This is a genomic window from Bacillus sp. TH13, from assembly GCF_016651175.1.
GTDB classification, from domain to species: domain Bacteria; phylum Bacillota; class Bacilli; order Bacillales; family Bacillaceae_G; genus Bacillus_A; species Bacillus_A thuringiensis_S.
The window spans coordinates 3,743,456-3,764,398 of record NZ_JAEKEJ010000025.1; the positions used below are offsets into that span (position 1 = coordinate 3,743,456).

Here is a 20,943-nt window from a genome sequence, read left to right on the forward strand (position 1 = left end):
AATTCTGAAATATAAGTTGACTGTATGAATATTATTTTTTATATTAGTAGGTATAACTATAACTACTAAAGAGGTGAGAGTATGAAAACGGCATTATATTTAGAAGATGCATACAAAACAAGTTGCGAGACAGAAGTGATAAGAGTGGAAGGGAATAAAGTATTTGTAAAAGAAACAGTTTTTTATCCAACTGGTGGAGGACAGGAATGTGATACGGGTGTCATTGTACAAGATGGGTCTGTATTTGAAGTTGAAAAAGTAAAGAAGGAGCAGGGAGAAATAGTTCACTATATAAAAGATGAAGCTCAAGTAAAATTAGGTCCAGTTAAATTAGAGATTAATTGGGAAAGACGTCATAATTTAATGCGTCATCACTCTTTACTGCATCTTATCGGAGCTGTTGTTTATGAAAAGTATGGAGCTCTATGCACCGGAAATCAAATTTATCCTGATAAAGCACGTATCGATTTTAATGAGTTACAAGAGTTATCGAGCGTGGAAGTAGAAGAAATTGTTGAGGAAGTGAATAAACTTATTAAGCAAAATAAAGAAATTTCCACTCGTTATATGAGCCGCGAAGAAGCAGAAAATGCTGTAGGAATGATTAAAACAGCAATAAATCTCCTGCCAACTACTATCCAAGAAATCCGCATTGTTACAATTGAAAACTTAGACGAACAAGCTTGTGGAGGCACACATGTGAAAAGCACAAGTGAAATAGGAACACTTGTTATTGATAAAGTAAAAAGTAAAGGGAAGCAAAATCGTCGTTTTGAAGTAAGAGCGATTTAGATTGTGAGGGGTTACCGATGGATGAAATTATAAAGGAATTACAAAAGTTAGGATTTTCCCAATATGAATGTAAAGCGTATATTGGATTGTTAAAACATTCCCCAGTAACTGGCTATGAAGTGAGTAAACAAACAGGAGTACCTCGTTCTATGATTTACGAGGTACTCGGTAAGTTAATGGATAAAGGAGCGGTGCATATTGTACCTTCTGAACCAGTTAAATATGTATCAGTACCAGCTACCGAATTAATGAATCGAATGCGAAAAGACTTTGAAAAGTCCTTTGAATTTTTAGATGAGAAATTAAATTGTTTAGAACAAGAAAGACAGATTGATGTAATTTCACATATTCGCTCAAATGATCGTGTTTTAAAAGAAATATGCAATATAATTAATAGGGCAAAGGAAGAATTATGGATTTCTGTATGGGAAGACCAAGTGCATGAAATTGAGCCATACATTCATCAAAAGGAAGAGGAAGGCGTACATATATTTTCAATCTTATTTGGAGCTCCAGAAACAAAAATAGGAGCGACGTTTCACCATAATTATATGACGCCTCACGTTGTTGAAAAGAGAATGGGTGGTCATTTAACTGTTATTGCGCGTGATGGAGAGGAAGTATTAATTGCGAACTTCTCAAATGATAGCACTTCATGGGCCGTTACAACGTATGACCCAGCGCTAGTTCTCGTTGCTACAGAGTATGTGCGGCACGATATTATGGTTGAAGAAATCACGAAGGAATTTGGGGCTGATAAGTTAGATACGTTATGGCGTGAAAATATAGATTTAGTTCATGTCGTAACAGGAAAACGAACTTTAGAAGGAATGGAGGATGATAGAGATGAGTAAAGCTCAGGCACATGTAGCTTTGCAGAGCGATGATACATTTCAGCAAGGAGTAAAAGATTGTTTACCAACTGTATTTGGTTACTTGAGCATCGGTATAGCAGCTGGTGTAATTGCAAAAACAGTAGGTTTTTCTATCATTGAAATTGCATTTATGTCCACTTTAATTTATGCAGGTTCTGCCCAATTTATATTAGCTGGTATGTATGCAGCCGGTGCTCCTGCTTCCGCAATTATTTTTACTGTATTTTTTGTTAACTTGCGCCACCTTCTTATGAGTGCTGCACTCGCGCCGTACTTTACGAAAATTCCTCTATTTAAAAACTTAATCATCGGTTCGCAAATTACAGATGAAACTTTCGGCGTTGCAGTGCAACACGCGGCGCAAAAAGGATATTTAGGTGAAAGATGGATGATCGGGCTTAACGTAACAGCGTATTTAAATTGGATTCTTGCTACTATTATTGGTGGGCTGTTTGGTGAGTGGATACCAGATCCACATACATACGGGATGGATTATGCATTACCAGCGATGTTTATTGGATTATTTGTTCTTCAGCTCATAAGTAGTAAACCAAAACTAGCAATTCATTTAAGTGTTGCAATTGTAGCGATTATCATCGCATACGTTTCACACCTATTTATGCCAGATAGTATAGCGGTTATTATCGCAACCTTACTAGCTGCGACGATTGGAGTGGTGATTGAAAAATGGAAATGAGATTAGATGTATTATTACTTTTACTAGCAGCAGGAGCTGTTACACTCGTGCCACGTATTTTACCTCTACTCGTATTTAGCAAACTACAAATTCCTGACTGGGGTTTAAAATGGTTAAATTACATACCAATTGCGATATTAGCAGCGCTTTTAGCACAAGTTTTATTTATGCATGAGACGATGCAGTGGGATTACCTTATCGCAGCAATTCCAACATTTCTTGTTGCAATATATACTCGTAGTTTATTAGGTACAGTATTAACGGGAGTGGTTGTGATTATTTTGTTACGTTTCTTTTTCTAAAAAGGATTACGTTCATATAATAGCGAAAGGTATAATAATATAAATTGTATAGGGGTGGTGTTATGATACTTTTAACGATAGGAGCAATATTATTAACGTTATTTATTTTCTTTATTATCGGCTTTATTACATTTATGATGTTTGTTGATAGGGCGACACCTCAAATATATTATACACCTTGTGAATCAGTGACAGTGAAAGCTAAAGGTAAACATAGAAGGAAGAAAAGGTGAAAGTTGGCTTTTCTTCCTTCTTCTATTACATCCCCGAAAGAATTAACAAAAATAACCCAAATAAAAAACTAATAAAGTTTCACTTTACAAGAAATGAATCTATTACATTGTATGCTTGTTTTGTAGAGTTCTCGCTATATTTTTCAGTGTACGGATTTAGAAATCCATGTTCACCGTGTAGTTGTTGTATTTCTAGTAAATGATTTTTTTGTTGCTGCAATGTTTGAATTAAAGAGGATACTGAAAAACTAACTTCTTTTTCAGGAAATATAAGTAGTGTAGCGCATGTAGGCTTTATGTGAACATAGTCGCGTATACGAGAACCGTAACATCCGATAATAAAATCTATTTTCGGATTGTTACTACATAGCCATGAGATGGTAGCTCCAACACTAAAGCCGATAAGTCCAATATGTGTATAACTACTAGAAAGATGAGAAATGAATTCTTCAATTTGCTTTTTTCCATAATCAAATCCAATATGATTTACAAAATGTTGATATGCTTTTTCTTCATCACGATAATGAAATGCATGTTGTAAGTGTAGAAGATTAGGACAGAATACGTCTATATGAGATGAAGTAAAGTGCTGGGTAACATGATGCATATGGTCGTTCACACCATATATTTCATGAACAATAACGAGAGCTAATTTTTCCTTCATAGTTATATTGTGCCTCTTTGAAACTTAAATTCTTTCTCAACAAGGCAAATACGCAGATGGAAGTTTTCATACCATTGCTCACGACCTCTTTTTTTCGCTTCTTTATGTAAGGCGTTCTTCTTCCAATTTTCAATTGCATCAAGTGATTCCCAATAAGAAATTGTTATTCCGAGCCCAGAATTACCTCGTGCACTTTCTACACCTAAAAATCCAGGTTGTTGCTTTGCAAGCTCCTCCATTTTTTCGGCAACGGTATTATAGTCTGTTGTATCATTTGATAAATTAGAAGTGAATATCACGGCATAATAATGATTCGCCTTTTGTGAAGCATTTTCCATATAAATTCCCCCTTTAATAAGTATTTTAGCATGTAAAAAAAAGAAAAGAAGCATGACGCTTCTTTTCTTTTTTACGCTGTGAATTTTAATCCAGCATATATTTTACGACCCTTTTTTTGAATCCAACACACTTGTGCATTTCTCTTTTGAATATTACGCTCTTCCATTGTTACTTGTATAATTTGGTCAATTACAAGTGGGATGTTCGTTTGTACTTGGCACCCACCTGTACTATAGTCGATAATGGTCGCTTCAATTGGCATCCCATTCATATGCAATATTCCAGGGGACATCAGTTGCTCACGTATATGTTGTCTGCGAAATTGTCTTGGTGCTTTTTTTGTGTTTTTTATGAAAGATGCAATTGCTAGTGTAAGAAATGCTTTATCGTACACCTTTTCCACCCGGTCATTAACCGGTTTACTAAATAGATGAAGAATAAGTTTACAATATTGCTCATGGGATACATCATCAAATGATACACCAACTTGTACAGAATTTTCTTGTCTCCGAATCCATTTTTTTGTACTATGAATCTTTTCTACCTCGCCAAAAGATAGCATATAGGAAGATAGACTTGATAAAGTTTCAAATGGAATGGAGGAATCTAATTCAAAACGTGCCCCCGTTTCACTAATATCAAGGACATTGCAAGAAATGATCATATCTTCGGCATATAAAGTACCTGGTAAATTTACTACGAAACGTTCTGAATTTCGAAAACGCGGTCTTTCAAATGCTACAAATAGTGAAGTGACAATAGCTATCCCGTTGTATAGTACCCAGAAAATATTAATATATAAGCTCTCACTTTCAATATGATATTGCTCAGGGTATAAGAGCATAAGTGTTGCTCGAATAAGTGCAATAATTGTTAAAATGAGTAATATGAGATGAGGCATGCTTGCAATCCATAAAAAATGCCTTGTATTATTTTGAACTCCCTTTCTTGTCACATGAAATTGAAACTTCTTATGTAAGAAAGTTTCTGATAAAATAGCAAATCCCATATAAGGAGCCATAGCAACTTCGTACACATGACTCCACGTAGTTGTTCGTTTTTTATTAGAAACAGCTTTGAAAATAAGCTGTGATGTTAAAAAGGCAGGTGCCCAGAACATAAATAAGTGCATGAAATTAATTTCTAAACTATAAATATCAAATACTAAAAATAATAGCGGTGCTAGTAAAAATATCATTTTATAAACACCGAAAAACCAATAATGAATTCCATCTGCATATAAAAGACGCTGCATAAAAGATAATCCTTTTATAGTGAAAGGATTCCATTTTTTTACGACTTGAATGTTCCCTCTACACCAGCGGTCCCGTTGTTTTAATAAATCACTAAATGTTTCTGGGGATAATCCAACAGCTAGTGTTTCATTGACAAATATAGTTTCCCATTTGTTAGCTTGTAGTAGCATACCAGTTGCCATATCTTCAGTAATAACTCCAGTCGCAAATCCTCCAATTTCTTCAAGCGCGGTGCGGCGAAATAGGGCGTTACTACCAACATACATCGTAGCATTAAAGCGATCTTTCCCTTCTTCTAACTGGCGCATAAAGAAATCTTGTTCATTGGCGATGTTATCTTCAAAAAACAAATTATATTGGAAAGGATCAGCATTATAAAAAACTTGTGGTGCTTGAACGAATACAACATTATTTTTAGAAAAATAACCAATCGTTCGCTCTAAAAAGTTAGCTCGTGGTATCATATCGGCATCCATTGTTACGATAATATCACCTTTTGAATGAAGCATCGCATGATTTAAATTTCCAGCTTTTGCATGCTTGTTTTCGGTGCGAGTTATGTGATGAACAGAAAAATCTGCCGCAAGTTGCTTTACACTTTCACGGCGCCCGTCGTCACAAATATAAATGTTTAGTAACTCTTTCGGATAAGTAATCAACGTACAACCAACTACAGTACGTTTTAACAAATCGATCGGTTCATTGTAAGTGGCAATAAATATGTCGACAGTAGGTAGTTTTTCAAAAGTGGATAATGGTACTTCTTTCCGTTTATATGGTTTCCATGAAACAATGCTAAAAACGATAGATTGTAAGTAACCAGCCCATTCTGTAATTAACAATATAATACCAGCGATAATACTTATGAGATTAATAGTTGGTAACGAATAAAAAGTTCGCCAAATAAGATAAATAGCATTACAAATGAGAAATAGAATAATAAGTAATTTTTTTGACCATAAATATTTGTGTGCAAGGGCGTAAGTAATAATGATTACGAAAAAAATAATACCTAAACCTTCGTATATAGAGAGGCTCATACAATTCCTCCTTTATGTATAGAGTTGGAAATAGAAAAAACTTTATGTTATTCATCTATAAAGATTTAATTATTTTCAGATTGTACAATATCACAAAATATAGGTTTAGAGTATAAAATTTACATTTTCTTATTATAAGCTTAAAAAATTAGAAGAAATAATAGTTGTATTTTTGATTCATAAGAAAAATGCCACTTCAAAAGAGAAGTGGCATTTCTTATATTTCCTCTAAGCTATTAACTGGAACAGTTAATTCGCGTCCTGGGTTTTTTACTTCATATATGCGGGCGGTTTCATTGCTTTCATCGACGTGTTGAATCATAACAGGCATGCCTTGAAAACTGACATTGGCTTGTTCCGCTGACACAGAAAGCTCTATTGCACGTTGTATATTCATTTATATTCCTCCCATCATTATTATCTTTGCTAAAAAAGAGGAATAATATACCATTTAGAGATATTCTTAAAGTTTTTGTATTATTTGTAATGTTTCTTTAATAAATGAAGAAAAGATGGAATTAGGATAACCATCCATCGTTTGAACTGCTTCTTTTGCTTCTTTCAGAGCAGCCGTTTTATCTTGAAGTTCTATATGACACAGGGCACGATATGATCCAGCTGTTAATAACCATGACTGATCAAGTGGATGACTCATATAATCTGGAATGTTAGCACGTTTTAATGTTTCCAAAGCTTCCTCGTAACGTTTTAAACCATACAGAGATTTTCCTTTTTCAAGATAATACAATCCATCGTCTTGAAAAATCGGTACATCTTTTAGTTTTTCTCGGAATTGTTCTAAATGTTCTAATGCAATTGTATATTCATTCGTAACGGTATTGTAGTAATAAGCTTTTAATATATCTATATTTGCAGCGGATAAAGTATCTTCTGTAAAAATGGCAAATTGCTCCGATTTTTTTATGTAATATAAATATCGTTCTTTATCGGTTGTAATGATTTTTTGATAAGATAAAATACGGTAAAATTCATCTGTTTTATAATACACTTGATGTTTTTTTGAAAATGCAAGTGCATCTAAAATGATTTTTTCACATTTTTCATAATTACCATATGCGAGTAAAATAATTGCTTCTTTTAAATATAATTGTATATGTGTAATAAGATCCATTTCTAAATTCTTCGTTTTATATTCATCGCGAATTCTGCTAATCAACTGTAAACATTCTTTATATTTTTTCCGTTTGTAGAGCATATAGTAAAACAGTAGTTTCGTTTCAGTACTTTCACGATACAAAGTATATTTTTCAAATATAGAAACAGCTGTTTCAACGTAATATTCAATATTGTAATCGTTCATAATGGCCGCTCCAGTTATGAACTGTTTATATAAACGTGCTGTGTTTAAAGTAAGGGGTAGTTCTTTTTGAACGATAGGTAGTAAAGTTTCATATACTTCATCGCATTTATTTGCTTTTATTAATGGCTCCATTTTTTGAATGAGTGCTACAATTTCTACATCATCTTCTTCTAATAAAAAACTCGTTTCACATCCAAGTTTTTCAGCAATATATTGTAATGTTTTCATGGAAGGCGTAGCTTTTCCATTTTCAATTTGACTAAGCATACTTTTTGTTAGTACTGAACCTGCTAAATCAGTTTGAGTAAGCTTTTTTTCTTTTCGTAACGTTTTAATTTTTGCACCGAGAGTAGCCATTATATGCTCCTTTATAATTTTGAAGTTAAATACAATTAAACTTTTTGTTGTAAAAATTGGAAAGTTAATTATATAATAAGTTTAACACAATTTAACTTTTAAGGGGAGAGTGTCATAATGGGGGATGTAAATATAGGTCAAAATGATTGGAAAATGAAGATTGCAACGAGAAATATTATTTTAATGATGATTGGAAAAATGACGTCCTTGTTAGGAGCGGGTATTTATACGTTTGCAATGGGATTATACGTATTAAAGACTACTGGTTCAGGGATGGGGTTTGCAATTACGCTCGTTTGCGGATCACTTCCAAGGATGATCTGTGGTCCAATTGCTGGTGCTGTAGCAGACCGTGTGAATCGAAAATGGCTTGTCATTGGTACTGATTTATTAAGTAGTTTAACGATGCTTAGTATGTTTATTCTTGCTACTATATTTGGACCATCACTTCTTTTTATTTATATTTCAGCAGCATTATTATCAATTTGTGCAAGTTTTTATTCCGTTGCATTAACTTCGTCTATTCCGAGTTTAGTAGATGAAGGACGTATTCAAAAAGCGAGTGCTTTAAATCAAACGGCGGCTTCTTTATCAAATATTTTAGGGCCGATTATTGGCGGAGTTGTATATGGTTTCTTTTCAATTAAATCGTTTTTCCTATTAAATAGTATTACGTTCTTTTTAGCAGTTATTTTGCAATTATTTATCGTATTTGATTTATATAAAAAAGAAGTGGTTGAGAGTACAGAGCATTTCTTGACGAGTATAAAAGAAGGTTTTTTATATGTAAAAAGACAACGTGAAATATATGGTTTAATGAAAATAGCATTGTGGGTAAACTTTTTTGCGTGTGGTCTAACAGTTGCACTTCCATACATTATCGTCCATACATTGCATTTATCTTCAAAGCAACTCGGTACTGTAGAGGGAATGTTAGCAGTCGGGATGCTAATGGGAGCGATTGCTTTATCAGTGCGTAAAGAAGTGAATAATCCGTTTCGTTCTATTTATACTGGACTGTTTTTGTTTGCAGGTTTAAGTTTATGTACAGTCTTTCCGTTGTTAGTTATCATTCCAAAATTAGCAAGTTTTATTTACTATATTGCTTTTATGATGTTAACTGGTATAGCAATTATGATTGTAAACATTCCAATGCAAGTACATATGCAAAAAACGACAGACCCGAGCTACCTAGGGCGTGTGTTTGGCCTACTTGAAACAATTGCGACTGCAATCGCACCACTTGGTATGATTGTATATGGACTACTATTAGATATGTTGCCGACTAGCATTGTTATGATGACAATAGGCGGAGGTTTATTGTTAGTTGTATTAGTTGGAGTAAAGCAACATATGGCGAAAAAACAAGTAGATGTGTCCGCTTAAAAATAAGAAAATAATAAAAATTTGACTTATTATTATAAAAATGACTAAATTGGTATTTTAGTTTTTGAAACTCTTTTTCATGTATGTTAAAGTAAAGTGAGCTTGCAAAGAAAAGGAGACAACAGCATGAAAAAATTAAGTTTTGTTATGCTTTTTCTATTAATCGTAATGGCTGGATGTAGCAATTATGACACATATATTGAAACAGGTATGCAATCATTGAAAGATGAAAAGTATAGTGATGCAACAATGTGGTTCGAAAAAGCAGAAAAAGAGAAATCAGGAAATGAAGCGAAATCATATAAAGAAGTTGCTGAGAAAATGGATCACGGGGCAACAGCATTAAAAGACGGTAAGTATTTAGAAGCGAAAGACATTGCAAATGAAGTGTTACAAAAGAAAAAAGATGATGCACTTGAAAAAGCTGTAACATCAAATGCAGAGAATATGCTTCAAAAAGCAAAAGATGTAGAAGAGAAAGTGAATGAAAGAGTAGCAAAGCGTAGAAAGGTAGAAGAAGAAGGAATCGATAAAATTATTAAAGCTGTCGATAGTATAGATGAAGTGAAAGAAAAAGAGAAGAAAGTATCAGAAGCATTAGATAAGGCTGAAGAGGCGCAAGCAAAAATTGAGGCAAAGAAAAATAAATAGATTTATAGTGTAAAAGGCTGTCGTGCATAACGACAGCCTTTTAATTTTTTGTTGCAAATGAATGGATGCTCTGTAGTAAAAAAGAAATGATTTTAGAATTCCATCTGTCCTCATGATGAATCGTATAAATATTACGCTGAAATTCAAATTCTGGGATTGGTATATAGCATAGCTCATTTCGTTGTATTTCTTGCTCAATAGCAAGTTTAGAAATAAAGGCAATTCCATTACCATATTTTAAAATTTGTTTCATCGTTTCTAATGAGTCTAATTCAATTTCTGATTGGAATGTAATGTTATGAACTGACATCCATTTTGTAAGTAAATCTCTCGTTGTAGATGGATTACGATGCAATAGTATGCGTTCCTTTTCGATATTTTGTAACGATACATTTTCTTTCTTTGAAAAATGATGTTCTTTGGAAAAGGCAAGAACAAGTGTATCAGGTATTATATTCGTTTGTTTTAAAAGTGGTTCATCAAATGGAGCAGCGGAAATTATCCCAAGATCGATTTCGTGATTTTGTAGCATCATTCGAATTTCAGGGGCTGTTTTAACTAGTAGCGTTATTTTTATATTGGGAAATTCACATTGAAATTCATGAACGACTTCTGGCAAAAGATAAGTCGCTGGTACATAACTAGCGCCGATTGTTATAGCACCTTTATGAAAATCTTTAAACTCTTGCGTGACACGTCTAGCTTCTTTCATAAGTGCATCTATTTTAGAAGCATAATGATGCAAAGCCTCACCAGCTTCTGTTAAGAAATACCTTCCAGAACGTAATTCGAATAAAGACACACCGAGTTCTTCTTCTAAGCTTTTTATATGAAATGTAATAGTTGGTTGTTTAACGCCAAGTTTTTCTGCAACGATTGTAAGCTTTTTGTATTTCTTAATAAGTACTACAATTTCTAATTTTAAGAGATTCATTATGAATTGCCGCCTTTTTTATTTTAACTATAGAAAAAATCTATAGAAATAAATAGTTTATTAGAAGTTTTTTAATTTAATCTTTACAGTACATTAACATTCAGTATAAATCTTCCATATAGAATGAAAGCAGGTTAAGAATGAGGGGAGAGAGGTGAAGCAATGGATATTACAATTAGTGGATTAGAAAAGACATTTGGAAAAACACAGGCGTTAAAGCCGTTGCAGATTGTAATGAAACAAGGGGAATTCACTACACTTTTAGGGCCTTCGGGGTGTGGGAAAACGACTTTACTTAGAATGATAGCAGGGCTTGAAGAACCGGATAAGGGAGAAATATATTTTGGAGACCAGTGCATGTATTCTGCTACAAAAAAGATAAAGACATCTCCTCATGAACGGAATATCGGTATGGTATTTCAAGATTTTGCTTTATGGCCGCACATGACTGTTTTTGAAAATGTTGCATTTGGTTTAAGGGCTACAAAGCAAACGAATCATTTACGAGAAAAAGTAGAAGATGCGATAAAGCGAGTTCGCTTGCAAGGTATGGAGAAAAGGTATCCACACGAACTTTCTGGTGGACAGCAACAACGTGTCGCATTCGCTAGAGCAATTGTAACAAAACCTCATTTTATTTTGTTTGATGAACCACTAAGTGCACTCGATGCAATTTTGCGAGAAGAAATGAGAATAGAGCTTATGGATATCGTTCATTCCATTGGTTTAACTGCACTGTATGTCACTCACGACCAAACAGAAGCAATGTCAATGTCAGACCAAATTATTGTCATGAAACAAGGAGAAGTATTACAAAAAGGAACACCGGAAGATATTTATGTGAAACCGTCTCATGAATTTGTTGCCAAATTTGTTGGTAAGGCGAATTGGCTTGTAGAGGGTAAAAAAATGGTTCGTCCAGAGCATGTAAGCTGGACGAAAAATGAAGTGTGCGAAATGTATACAGGTGAAATTAAGCACGTTACATATGTAGGGGAACGTTATGAAGTGAAAATAAATATGGGGAATTTAGGCATCTGGACAGCCTATAACAATAGTAAGCTAAGCATCGGGAAACCAGTATCGTTATATGTACCAAAAAAATGTATTCATCATATAGGGGGAGAATCGTATGAAGAAATTCAGTTCGCTTAAGTCTTTATTTGTATGTACTTTACTATTTTCTACTGTAGTAACAGGTTGTAGTTCAAAGACAGGTAATGCAGATGCAAAAAGTACAAATACGAATGAAAAGAAAATTGTTGTATATAGTGCAGGGCCAAAAGGGTTAGCAGAAAAAATTCAAAAAGACTTTGAAAAGAAAACTGGTATAAAGGTAGAAATGTTTCAAGGGACAACTGGTAAAATTTTAGCGAGAATGGAAGCTGAAAAGAAAAATCCAGTCGTTGACGTTGTCGTACTCGCTTCCTTACCAGCGATGGAAGGATTAAAGAAAGAGGGTCAAACGTTAGCTTATAAAGAGGCGAAACAAGCTGATAAGCTGCGTTCTGAATGGTCAGATGATAAAGGGCATTATTTCGGGTATAGTGCTTCAGCATTAGGGATTGTGTACAATACAAAAAATGTGAAGACAGCACCTGAAGATTGGAGCGATATAACGAAAGGAGAATGGAAAGGGAAAGCGAATCTTCCAGATCCAGCACTTTCAGGTTCAGCATTAGATTTTGTAACAGGATACGTGAAAAAGAATGGACAAGATGGATGGAATTTATTTGAGCAGCTTAAGAAAAATGAAGTTACAGTAGCAGGAGCAAATCAGGAAGCGTTAGATCCAGTTGTAACAGGTGCGAAAGATATGGTAATTGCGGGTGTTGATTATATGACGTACAGCGCAAAAGCAAAGGGGGAACCTGTTGATATCGTATATCCAAAAAGCGGAACAGTTATTAGCCCACGTGCAGCGGGGATTATGAAGGATAGTAAAAATGTTGAAGGTGCAAAAGAGTTTATTGATTATTTATTATCCGATGATGTACAAAAACAAGTTGCTAAAGCGTATTTATTGCCTGGTAGAACAGATATAAAAGCTGAAAATAGACCAAATGTAGAAGAGATTCCAGTATTAAATATTGATTGGAAAACAGTTGAGAAAGAGCAAGATGAAATAGGAAAACAATTTAAGAAAGTATTTCAATAAGATGGTGATTCCATGGTAAATCGATTCGTATCAGTAAGACAAGTTGGAATGACGGTAGCGTTATTACTTGTGGTGATGTTAATCGTCATTCCACTTTTTCTTATTTTATTTTCTAGTGTATATGAAAATAGCAGTTGGAATTTTTTAAAGCCTTTTGAAGTGATACAGAGTGGTGGATTAGCTGGGATTTTTCTAAATTCGATGCTTCTAGGTGTACTCGTTGTAATAGGAGCTACAATATTTGCATTTCCATTGGCGTTTATTATGAGCAAAACAGATGTAGGAAAGTATAGTAAGTTAGATATTGTTTTTATGATTCCATTTATGACACCGCCGTATATTGGATCGATGGGCTGGATTTTGTTCATGCAACCTAACGGCTATTTTGAACAATTTCTTCCGATGCTAAAGACGATTTCATCATCGTTTTTTAGTTTAGGAGGTATGGTCTTAATTATGAGCCTGCATTTATTCCCATTCCTTTATTTCATGCTGAAAAATACGTTACTTCAGATTGGGAGTAGTAAAGAAGAAGCTGCAGCAGTTCATGGCGGAAGTTTTTTCTATCGTTTAAGAAAAATAATATTGCCGTTATTAGTATCAAGTTATGTAATGGGTGCTTTACTCATTTTCGTAAAGACGATTGCTGAATTTGGAACACCGGCTACATTCGGACGTAGAATAGGATTTCACGTATTAACATCAGAAATTCATAAATTTATTTCGAGTTGGCCAATTGATTTTAGTAGTGCAACAGCATTATCTTCTTTATTACTTAGTGCTTGTATGCTCATTTGGTATATGCAAAATGTATTGAATCGAAAGTATTCATATGCAATGGTTAGTGGAAAAGGTGTGAAATCTAAAAGATATACTTTGTCTATATTTACGCGCGTTGTAGCATGGATGTATGTAATTGGTTTATTAATCGTATCAATTGGAATTCCATACTTTTCTATACTTATTGCTTCTTTGTCAAAATTAAGAGGCGGCGGATTACATGTAAATAACTTAACAACAAGCCATTATGAGGCATTGTTTACGATGGGATCTCCGGGATTAGAGGCTTTATGGAATAGTTTTCTTTTTTCGCTCGTAACAGCGATTATTGCGGTAATTATTGGAGTCTTTTTCGCACTTATGATTCGAAAGGGGAAAAAATCCTCTGAAAAGTGGCTTGATATGTGCGGTATGTTACCGAATATGGTACCAGGAATCGTTATGGTGGTAGGTCTTATTTTGTTTTGGAATTCACCATATATGCCCCTGTCAATTTACAATACACCAATCATGGTTATCGTAACGTATGTTGTTCTGTTTTTACCTTACACGGTGCAATATGTAAAATCATCACTTGGACAAATTGATGATTCTCTCATGCAGGCCGGAAGTATTTTTTCTGGAAATTATATTTATATTTTTAGAAAAATAATATTGCCCCTTATTATCCCGGGTATTCTTGCTGGATGGGCGATGACATTTACAATTTCGATAAGAGAGTTAGTAGCATCGCTTCTCGTATTACCTCCATCAGTAGAAACGTCAGCAACATTTATTTTTGCTCAATTTGAACAGGGTGAAGTATCTATAGGAATGGCGATGGCCGTTGTTTCTGTTGGACTTACAACAATATGCTTATTACTGCTGCAACATATGGAGCAAAAACGAAAAGGGGTAGCATGATGAGAGTGGAAGTATGGGGAGGAGCAGGAGAATACGGTCGCTCCTGCTATTTTGTAAAAAATAAAGAGGCGAAAATAGTATTTGATTGTGGTATTAATCGATCATATGAGAATAGTTATCCAAAAATAGAGAGAGAAGCTGTTCCGTTTTTAGATGCGGTATTTTTATCACATATTCATGAAGATCATACGATGGGTTTACCTTTATTAGCGAAGTATGGATATAAGAAAAAAATTTGGACGACTCGTTATACGAAGGAGCAACTGCCGTTATATTATGAAAAATGGAGAAACTATAATGTGATGAAAGGATGGAATTTACCTTATATCGACCAAAATATAAAAGATTTAAATTATGTATGTATTGATGAGATTAGTAATCCAAATGAATGGATACAAATTACTCCTACATTGCGGTTTCAATGGGGATATAGTGGGCATGTATTAGGAGCTGTTTGGTTTTTAGTTGATATGTGTAATACATACGTATTTTATTCAGGCGACTATTCAGCAGAGTCTAATATACTACGAGCTAATTTACCTGAGAAATTGGGCCACAATATAAAAGTCGCAATTGTAGATGCCGCTTATCACACAGATGATGTTTCGCAAAATGAACGTGTCAACGAACTATGTGCAGAAATTGAACGAGTTGTGCAAAATAAAGGAATAGCATTACTACCATTGCCCGCGCTTGGTAGGGCACAAGATATCGTATTGTATTTATATGAAAGGTATAAAGAGTTTCCAATTATAGTAGATAAAGAAATTTTGGCTGGATTTGAAGAGATGTTCGTATACAAAGATTGGATAAAAAATAATGAAGAACTTAAATGGGTTATGAAGAGTCTAAAAAGAAACATAATAGTTATGGATAATGACATTTGTATGCAAAATAGTTACGGAATAGTTGTAATGAGTGATGCGAATATGCAAACGAAACGAGCACAGTTATACTATGAACAGCTTCGGAATGAAAAACGGAATTCCGTTATTTTTACTGGGCATATTGCTAAAGGGAGTTTTGCAGAAAGAGTTATGAAAGAACATGTAAGGAGTACATGTAGGGTGAATCGAGTTTCGTATAAAGTTCACCAAAGTATAAGAGACGTTAAAAAGATGTTAAATACATTATTACCGGAACATACGGTGCTAGTGCACGCTTTGAAAGAGGATACGGATCGATTACAACAAAAGCTAAGTACAGCAGGATATGAAAATGTATATTCACTTGCAATGGAACGTATAGAAGTCAGTTAAAATGTAAAGGGGATAGGTATATGAAAAAAGTATTTGTATTCGTAAGCATTTTCTTTTGTTGTTTCCTTTATAACGTTAAGGAAGGGTTTACTGCTAGTCCAATGAAACCTAGTTTTGAAGTGAAGTTATTATTGAAGCCAGAACAAGTATTAGGTTATAACAAAGAGATGAAGCAAGAGGTGCTAGAACATTTCCAGGTTGGTACAAAATATGAAAGAATACAAGTGCAATTTTTAGATACTGCGAATAAAAGTTTAAGTGATGAAGGTTGGTTTGCTAGAATTCGAAAAAAAGAACTTAGTAAAGATTTTGAACTAACATATAAAAAAAGATACCCTATTCAAAATGGTGTAATTCAAGATGCACTAGAAGTAGCTAAAAAAGAAGGATTCGATAGTAATACGGATAGTTATGAGGCGGAAATAGATTGGGGATTTGAGAAGAAAACATTAAGCATTTCAAATAAGAAAAGCTACAGTGCTAAAGGATATGGGGTACTTGATTTACCAAATGAACAAGCTGCTCAAAACATGTTAATAGAAAAGTTACCAGGGAAAATGAACAAATGGTTGTATACAAATTGGGGAGAAGAGATGTTAAAGAATTCCCGTATTTATGGTCCTGTATTAATGAAACGATATACAGGAGAGTTTGAAAACATAAAAGCAAATATTGAAATTTGGCCATTAAGTAATACCGGAAAATTAGAAGATGACTTCGTAATAGAAGTGTCATTTAAAACAAATGAAGAAAGTATTGCGACAAAACAAAGGGAATTATTAATGGGGAGTTTAGAGAAAAAAGACTGGTTGTTACCGAAAGATAGTTTAAAGACAGAGCTTATTTTTCAGTAAATGAGAAAAAAGGAATCCATATTTCGTGGATTCCTTTTTATATATGAGTATTAAGCTAAATCATGTACAGAGATAATAAAGTTGTTTAATTTACAATAAAGTCATTTAAAAAATAATATAGTTGTTTAAAAATCCTTCTTCTACTAACGAGGCAGGTTAGTGGAAGAAATAGCAAGTGGGTTTAACTAGGAGAAGTGTCGATGACATTAAAGAAGACACCGAGGTGTCTTCTGTTTTTTAAATTAAAAATATCGATAAATTAGGATTTATTTACTTAACATTATACTTATTTTCGGACCGAGGCATCTAATCGGTGAGTATATACAAACCAAGTAATGCTTGCTGTTAATAATGTTGACGAAATTAAAGCTGTAAGAACACTATATGTTTGCCAAATAAGTATCGTTGACCAATCGAGGGCAAAAAACATTATACACTGGGCAATCGTAGCGATTAGGAAAATAATTGTTACGATTGTTCTCTTTTTTGTCATTGGCTGCTGCTCATTCGTTTTCCTTTTTCTTAATCCTAAGAAAAATAACAGAACGGCTAATAGGCAAAGAATAATTGTGGTAGACGACAAAATGATGTCCAAAAGCTGTGTGCCGCTTATCTCATATGACTGAGTTAGATTGCCGTTTAATATATTTTTAACTTTTAGTACCAGGTTTATATTGGTATTTGCGCCGTTGCTCAGTAAGCAGATGGCTGTTCTTTCATTTGGCAGTATGGCTACTTTGGTACTAAAATTTGGATTACCCCCAGTGTGTTCTATAAACGTTTGTTCGGCGTTTACCGACCAACCTGCCGCATAATACATATCATTGACAGCCGAAACAGACATATCACCCCTATGTGATTTTTCGATAGCCCTGTGAAATATTTCGGGTATGTCCTGCACAATACCCATCTGTATGCCCATCCAACGCGCCATATCTTTTGTATTAGAAATGATATAGCCGGCAGGTTTATTCCCAGCATAATCCGGAGCGTTAAATGGAGTTGTTATAAAAAAGGAAGAACGGTAGCCCTGTGCTAACTGTCCAGTGGCTTGAGCATCTTCTTTATAAACATACGTCTGGTGAAGACCTAAGGGTATAAATACCTGCTCCTTCATAAAGTCTTCATAGCTTTGTCGTGATACAATCTCAATAACCAAACCCAATACGTCATAATTAACGGTTCCATAGTTATATTGTTCACCGGGAGAGAACGCCAATTCTGCATCTACCAGCGTTTCCACGGTCTTTTGCAACATATCAGGCGTATTACCTTGTGGAATATTTTGAAGATGTCTAATATTTGTTAGGCCGCTGGTATGGTGAAGAAAGTTATTTAGTGTAAGGTTTTGCATATCAACAGGTTTACCTTGATACTTTAACGTAAACCAAGGTAAATATTTTTGGATAGGGTCAGTCATTGATAGCAGCCCTTGCTCTTCCAATAGCAAAATCCCCATACCAGTAAAAGCTTTACTCACCGAGGCCAACTCATAGAGTGTATTTTCACTTGCAGACAGTCCCTTTTCAAGATCTGCATACCCAGAAGAAAAGTAGAACACTTCACCATCAGCAAGTATTGAGAGTGACATTCCAGGCACACCTGACGTACGACAGGCATCATCTAGCAATGCTTGTATTGCCACAGATTTCGAATCTGACAACGCATAACTTTGTGTTGCGAATCCTGAGAATAATATAAATATCGTTAATACAAAAACAATAGTCTTTTTCATACACTCTCCTTTCTGAAGAATTATAAGGGTATAAATAACTTATTTTTATAACTATAAACTAAATTCTGATTTATATTTCTATTTATCTATATAATATCAAATAATTGTGAAGAGTTACACTTAAACTAACGGGGGCGTTAGTTTAATAAGAAGTAAACAACTTTATTATTCATTTTTTAAGCATTACATAAGCAGATGGATATAATTTGAAACAACTTTAAAGAGCCTTGCTGCATATAGAATGTAGTAAGGCTCTTATCTTTTTTAGTCAAAATTCAATAACTTTATTATCACTATACAAATCAGCTGATACGAACATATCACTGTTTTGAAGATTTTTAGAGCGTAAACTATAAGCAACTACCTTCTTTTTATATTGTTTTACAACATCAACATGCTCTTCATGACTGTAAATATAAAATGTGAAATCTTTTTTACCACGTTTTGCATTGATAATTAAAGGAGTGCCTTCATTATGGGGTGGTGCATAATAGCGATCTAAAAATAAACCTTCGTTAAAATCATGAATAATTTTTGATTTCTTTTCGCCTTCTACGTTATTTCCGTGAATTGTAATAGTCACATTCTCTTCGTCAAGTTGTGGATGTGTTTCGTACTTGCTAATAATGGATTCAATAACAGTGTTAGGAAGGCTAGAAACGATAATTTTAAATGCTCCAAATACAACTAACATCACAATAAACCAAGTCGTCATAGTATATCATCCCCTTTATTCTATTTAATAATATAACTCATATGGTAATAGTACATATGGTGAAGTTTTGTATAATTTGTGAAAAATATGCCATTTTTACGAACGAAATGTTAGAAAAATCAATTTTGTTACAAAAAGTTGAAATTGAAGTATTTTAAAAGAAAAAGGTTTATAATAAAAATATAACTAATAACCACATTACTAATTATAAGGAAGTGTAACTATGAGTACTGTAGCAATCGTATATGGTATTATTCTTTCCACAATTATTGTTTTGTTTTTCGTTGGGGTCTCACGTTATATTCATAAATGGAAAGAAGGCGTTGCGAAATTAAATCACATTGAAGAAGAACTTAGTGATTTAATGTTACATCATGGTAAGTAAAATTTTTCAACTAAACAATGTGAATAATATCACAAAACATGCTCTCATCATGAAAGCATGTTTTTTTGTTGTTTAAGAAAAGAAGTGTTTTTTTGTATAAATAATCTAATTATTACTTAAAAAGGGAAATTTATTTAGTATAATATATAATATGTTTATTTTAGGGGGAGTATCATGAGGGGATTAAAAGTTGTTGGAATTATAGCTGGAATTACTATAGTAGGCTGTATAGCTTTCTTTTCAGTGAAGGAATATGTCAATTCCAAAGAAGACTCTAATTATGTGCTAAATTACATAAAAGAACATAAGGATGATAAAACAACTTCTTTAATTGTTAAAAGAAATGGTGAAACATTGACATCAATAAATGAAAAAGAAAAACTACCGCTAGCAAGTATGTCGAAAATCGTTATAGCAATTGAATATGCTAAGCAAGTAGCTGAAGGGAAAATAAGAAAAGACGAGCAAATTTCATTGAAAGAATTAGAAAAATACTATGTGAAAAATACTGATGGTGGTGCACACCCTGCATGGCTAGATGATGTAAAAGTTAAAGAGTTAGTGAAGGGTGGTCAAACTTCTTTAGAAGAAGTAGTGAAAGGAATGATCCATTATAGTTCGAATGCGAATACATCATATTTATTGGACAAGCTTGGAGCAGCGCGGATAAATGAAAGTTTGAAAGAGTTAGGCTTAAATAGTCACGATGAATTTTATCCAACGTATACAGGGGCATTATATATGAGGGGCTATGTTGAAAAAGAACTGCATATTCCTCAAAATAAAGCATTGGACAAGCTACGTAATATGTCTAATGATGAATATGTTAAGCATGTATGGCAAATACATGAATGGATGAAAGACGAGAAAGAATGGACAAAACGCGAGATATCGTTAAAAGCCGATATGGACTTTCAACGTATTTGGTCAGATCGGTTTATAGGTGCAAATGCGAAGGATTACATGAGTTTACTGGAAAAGATAAATAGCAGAAATTATTTTACACCACAAATGCAAGGTGAGATTGAGAATATATTTAAAGGAACCGTAGGAGAGGGTATGTTCGAATTTGCTGGACAGAAAGGTGGTTCTACGGCATTTGTATTAACAAATAGTTTCTATGGTACTGATAAAAAAGGGAATAAGATTGAGATTGTCTTTATGATGAACAATTTGAGTGAAAAAGCATTTGAAAAACTTCTAAGTAATATGGATTACTTTATTCGAGATATTGCCATAAGTGAGGAATTCAGAAATAAATTATAATGAAATAATTTTATTATGTAAACAAAAGAGCGCTTATGCAA

Annotated in this window: 23 protein-coding genes; 15 read left to right on the forward strand and 8 right to left on the reverse strand. The window is 33.8% G+C overall.

All coding sequences use genetic code 11. The features are described from left to right. Window positions 1-81: 81 nt before the first annotated feature. From JFU02_RS27860 to JFU02_RS27880, 5 genes are all read left to right on the forward strand, one after another. Window positions 82-792 carry an alanyl-tRNA editing protein gene (locus JFU02_RS27860; RefSeq protein ID WP_103945388.1) on the forward strand — a complete coding sequence of 237 codons (711 nt, stop codon included), beginning with the start codon at window positions 82-84 and terminating at the stop codon, window positions 790-792. Between the two features lie 17 nt (window positions 793-809). Next, window positions 810-1,646: a TrmB family transcriptional regulator gene (locus JFU02_RS27865; protein WP_000343387.1), complete on the forward strand. Its 837-nt coding sequence runs from the start codon at window positions 810-812 to the stop codon at window positions 1,644-1,646. Next, window positions 1,639-2,364, forward strand: coding sequence for an AzlC family ABC transporter permease (locus JFU02_RS27870; RefSeq protein WP_201071931.1), 726 nt, complete (start codon window positions 1,639-1,641; stop codon window positions 2,362-2,364). The genes JFU02_RS27865 and JFU02_RS27870 overlap by 8 nt, the downstream gene beginning before the upstream one ends. Further along, the gene (locus tag JFU02_RS27875) at window positions 2,355-2,666 is read left to right on the forward strand and encodes an AzlD domain-containing protein (protein ID WP_000425944.1); all 312 of its coding nucleotides are present in this window, start codon (window positions 2,355-2,357) and stop codon (window positions 2,664-2,666) included. The genes JFU02_RS27870 and JFU02_RS27875 overlap by 10 nt, the downstream gene beginning before the upstream one ends. A gap of 62 nt (window positions 2,667-2,728) precedes the next feature. Next, window positions 2,729-2,899, forward strand: coding sequence for a DUF3951 domain-containing protein (locus JFU02_RS27880; RefSeq protein ID WP_086406564.1), 171 nt, complete (start codon window positions 2,729-2,731; stop codon window positions 2,897-2,899). Between the two features lie 79 nt (window positions 2,900-2,978). On the opposite strand, the gene JFU02_RS27885 is transcribed toward JFU02_RS27880, so the two are convergent. The 5 genes from JFU02_RS27885 to JFU02_RS27905 all read right to left on the reverse strand — a co-directional run bounded on the left by JFU02_RS27885 (window position 2,979) and on the right by JFU02_RS27905 (window position 7,876). Beyond that, entirely contained in the window at window positions 2,979-3,563 is a 585-nt protein-coding gene (locus tag JFU02_RS27885) for a dienelactone hydrolase family protein (protein ID WP_098223156.1), read from the reverse strand. Between the two features lie 2 nt (window positions 3,564-3,565). Then, a complete protein-coding gene (locus JFU02_RS27890; protein WP_000426495.1) occupies window positions 3,566-3,901 on the reverse strand; it encodes an antibiotic biosynthesis monooxygenase family protein in 336 nt (111 codons plus the stop codon). A gap of 71 nt (window positions 3,902-3,972) precedes the next feature. Then, window positions 3,973-6,198: a glycosyltransferase gene (locus tag JFU02_RS27895; RefSeq protein ID WP_201071934.1), complete on the reverse strand. Its 2,226-nt coding sequence runs from the start codon at window positions 6,196-6,198 to the stop codon at window positions 3,973-3,975. Between the two features lie 217 nt (window positions 6,199-6,415). Then, window positions 6,416-6,595 carry an H-type small acid-soluble spore protein gene (locus JFU02_RS27900; protein ID WP_001025734.1) on the reverse strand — a complete coding sequence of 60 codons (180 nt, stop codon included), beginning with the start codon at window positions 6,593-6,595 and terminating at the stop codon, window positions 6,416-6,418. A gap of 66 nt (window positions 6,596-6,661) precedes the next feature. Then, on the reverse strand, window positions 6,662-7,876 hold the full coding sequence (locus tag JFU02_RS27905; RefSeq protein ID WP_098285946.1) for a helix-turn-helix domain-containing protein: 1,215 nt from the start codon (window positions 7,874-7,876) through the stop codon (window positions 6,662-6,664). Window positions 7,877-7,993: 117 nt separating this feature from the next. Here JFU02_RS27905 and JFU02_RS27910 point away from each other — a divergent pair, with 117 nt between their 5' ends. After that, window positions 7,994-9,262: an MFS transporter gene (locus JFU02_RS27910; protein WP_098285947.1), complete on the forward strand. Its 1,269-nt coding sequence runs from the start codon at window positions 7,994-7,996 to the stop codon at window positions 9,260-9,262. 126 nt (window positions 9,263-9,388) lie between these two features. Beyond that, window positions 9,389-9,913 carry a DUF4398 domain-containing protein gene (locus JFU02_RS27915; RefSeq protein ID WP_000736417.1) on the forward strand — a complete coding sequence of 175 codons (525 nt, stop codon included), beginning with the start codon at window positions 9,389-9,391 and terminating at the stop codon, window positions 9,911-9,913. Between the two features lie 40 nt (window positions 9,914-9,953). Here the strand turns inward: JFU02_RS27915 and JFU02_RS27920 are convergent, their stop codons facing one another. Further along, on the reverse strand, window positions 9,954-10,847 hold the full coding sequence (locus tag JFU02_RS27920) for a LysR family transcriptional regulator (RefSeq protein WP_098838417.1): 894 nt from the start codon (window positions 10,845-10,847) through the stop codon (window positions 9,954-9,956). A gap of 162 nt (window positions 10,848-11,009) precedes the next feature. Here JFU02_RS27920 and JFU02_RS27925 point away from each other — a divergent pair, with 162 nt between their 5' ends. From JFU02_RS27925 to JFU02_RS27945, 5 genes are read left to right on the forward strand one after another with little or no spacing between them, the layout of a single operon-like run. Next, entirely contained in the window at window positions 11,010-12,002 is a 993-nt protein-coding gene (locus tag JFU02_RS27925; protein WP_098838418.1) for an ABC transporter ATP-binding protein, read from the forward strand. Next, window positions 11,980-13,005, forward strand: a complete 1,026-nt coding sequence (locus JFU02_RS27930) for an ABC transporter substrate-binding protein (RefSeq protein WP_061666834.1) — start codon at window positions 11,980-11,982, stop codon at window positions 13,003-13,005. Before JFU02_RS27925 ends, JFU02_RS27930 begins: the two co-directional genes overlap by 23 nt. 12 nt (window positions 13,006-13,017) lie before the next feature. Next, window positions 13,018-14,688, forward strand: a complete 1,671-nt coding sequence (locus JFU02_RS27935) for an ABC transporter permease (RefSeq protein WP_061666833.1) — start codon at window positions 13,018-13,020, stop codon at window positions 14,686-14,688. Next, a complete protein-coding gene (locus JFU02_RS27940) occupies window positions 14,685-15,947 on the forward strand; it encodes an MBL fold metallo-hydrolase (protein ID WP_061666832.1) in 1,263 nt (420 codons plus the stop codon). Before JFU02_RS27935 ends, JFU02_RS27940 begins: the two co-directional genes overlap by 4 nt. 20 nt (window positions 15,948-15,967) lie before the next feature. Then, window positions 15,968-16,801 (forward strand): hypothetical protein, encoded by an 834-nt coding sequence (locus tag JFU02_RS27945; RefSeq protein ID WP_061666831.1) that lies wholly within the window; start codon window positions 15,968-15,970, stop codon window positions 16,799-16,801. A 286-nt stretch (window positions 16,802-17,087) separates the two neighbouring features. On the opposite strand, the gene JFU02_RS27950 is transcribed toward JFU02_RS27945, so the two are convergent. Both JFU02_RS27950 and JFU02_RS27955 read right to left on the reverse strand, forming a co-directional pair. Continuing rightward, entirely contained in the window at window positions 17,088-18,536 is a 1,449-nt protein-coding gene (locus tag JFU02_RS27950) for a serine hydrolase domain-containing protein (RefSeq protein WP_061666830.1), read from the reverse strand. A gap of 268 nt (window positions 18,537-18,804) precedes the next feature. Continuing rightward, on the reverse strand, window positions 18,805-19,251 hold the full coding sequence (locus JFU02_RS27955; protein WP_029441929.1) for a YfmQ family protein: 447 nt from the start codon (window positions 19,249-19,251) through the stop codon (window positions 18,805-18,807). A 41-nt stretch (window positions 19,252-19,292) separates the two neighbouring features. Between JFU02_RS27955 and JFU02_RS27960 the strand changes: the two genes are divergently transcribed. The 3 genes from JFU02_RS27960 to JFU02_RS27970 all read left to right on the forward strand — a co-directional run bounded on the left by JFU02_RS27960 (window position 19,293) and on the right by JFU02_RS27970 (window position 20,902). Beyond that, on the forward strand, window positions 19,293-19,409 hold the full coding sequence (locus JFU02_RS27960) for a hypothetical protein (RefSeq protein WP_001987133.1): 117 nt from the start codon (window positions 19,293-19,295) through the stop codon (window positions 19,407-19,409). 65 nt (window positions 19,410-19,474) lie between these two features. Further along, the gene (locus tag JFU02_RS27965) at window positions 19,475-19,636 is read left to right on the forward strand and encodes a hypothetical protein (protein WP_000108701.1); all 162 of its coding nucleotides are present in this window, start codon (window positions 19,475-19,477) and stop codon (window positions 19,634-19,636) included. Between the two features lie 174 nt (window positions 19,637-19,810). After that, window positions 19,811-20,902: a serine hydrolase gene (locus JFU02_RS27970; RefSeq protein WP_001214676.1), complete on the forward strand. Its 1,092-nt coding sequence runs from the start codon at window positions 19,811-19,813 to the stop codon at window positions 20,900-20,902. The last annotated feature ends 41 nt before the right edge of the window (window positions 20,903-20,943 follow it).